At 63.5% G+C, this 1348-nt stretch carries 1 protein-coding gene and 1 other annotated feature; the gene reads right to left on the reverse strand.

Translation table 11 applies throughout. The features are described 5' to 3' along the window. Positions 1-28 precede the first annotated feature (28 nt). Positions 29-1296 (reverse strand): IS3 family transposase gene (locus tag NV1_RS41620; protein ID WP_157117789.1). Its coding sequence is split into 2 segments (ribosomal slippage): positions 29-1014 and positions 1014-1296, totalling 1269 coding nucleotides; the frame shifts between segments, so codons are not numbered across the junction. Then, positions 896-1024, reverse strand: a sequence feature (AL1L pseudoknot). (Overlaps the previous gene by 129 nt.) Positions 1297-1348: the final 52 nt, after the last annotated feature.

Raw genomic sequence — 1348 nt, forward strand, 5'->3', positions numbered from 1 at the left:
AATCCCCCCGGGTTCGATGCACACCGGTTTATCTGTCACCCACCGGTAGTTCGGGGTGGTGTGCATAATAGTCGGCTTCGTACTCGACCGGTGGTTTGCGGCCGAGGCGGTGCATGAGCCGGGATTGGTTGTACCAGCCGACCCAGTCCGCGGTGATCAGCTCGACATCGGATAGCCGGGTCAGCGGACCACGCCGGAACGGTGAATCGTCGCGGATCGCTTCGGTCTTGTAGAGACCGATTGTGGTCTCCGCCAACGCATTATCGAACGCGTCGCCCACCGACCCGATCGACGGGATCATCCCCGACAGCAGCAATGTTTCACCGAGGCGCACGGATGTGTATTGCGAACCGGCATCCGAATGATGAATAGTGTTGCCCGACAGTGGATTACCTTCTCTCTCGCGAACCGCGGCCGCCTGCCGGATCGCCGAGTTCACGAACGTGGTTTCCTTGCTGGTCGAGCATTCCCAGCCCAGGATCCGCCCGGCGTAGGCATCGATCACGAACGCCGTGTAGGCGAACGATCCCGTGGCCAGGCGCACGTAGGTGAAGTCGGCGACGAGCAACACGTTCGGCGCCGGCACCCGGAACTGGCGATCCACCAGGTCCGGTGCCCGTGCGGCAGCCGGATCAGGTTCGGTGGTGCGGATCTTCTTGCGCCGCACCACACCTTTCCAACCGTTGGCGCGCATGAGCCGCTCGATGGTGCAGCGAGCGACCGGGATCCGCTGTCGCTGCAGATACGCCCACATCTTCTCGGCCCCGTACAGCGATTCCGGGGCCCGTTTACCGTGTTCGTCGGGCTCGTAGTACCCGGCCAGGATCTCGACCACAGCCGTGTCCCACAGCGCCCGCTTCGACGGTGGCCGCGACAGCCAGGCATAAAAGGTTCTCGGGGCGATCTTGCATCCGTGCGCGGTCAGCGCACGGCAGATCGGAGCGACCCCGAACCGAGCCCGGTGCTCGGCGATGAACGCACAAATCACCGCTGTCGCGGGTCGCTCTCCCGCGCAAAAAAAGTCGTTGCTGCCTTGAGGATTTCGATGGTTTCCTCGAGCTCCTTGTTCTTACGTTTGAGCTCACGGATCTCCCGGGCCGCATCGGTCGAGACACCCTCGGCCTGCCCGGCATCGACCGCGGCCTGACGGATCCAGTTCCGCAATGTCTCCGCGTTCATCCCCAACCGGCCCGACACCGCCCTGATCGCGGCCCACTCCGAGGGATAGTCATCCCGGTGCTCGGTAACCAACCGGATCGCCTTCGCCCGGGTCCCTGCGTCGTACTTCGATGGCATGATGCCCACAACCTTCCCAAGAAAGAAGGTGCGCACCAAACCCGGGGCGATT

Source organism: Nocardia vaccinii NBRC 15922, assembly GCF_001613305.1.
Lineage (GTDB): Bacteria > Actinomycetota > Actinomycetes > Mycobacteriales > Mycobacteriaceae > Nocardia > Nocardia vaccinii.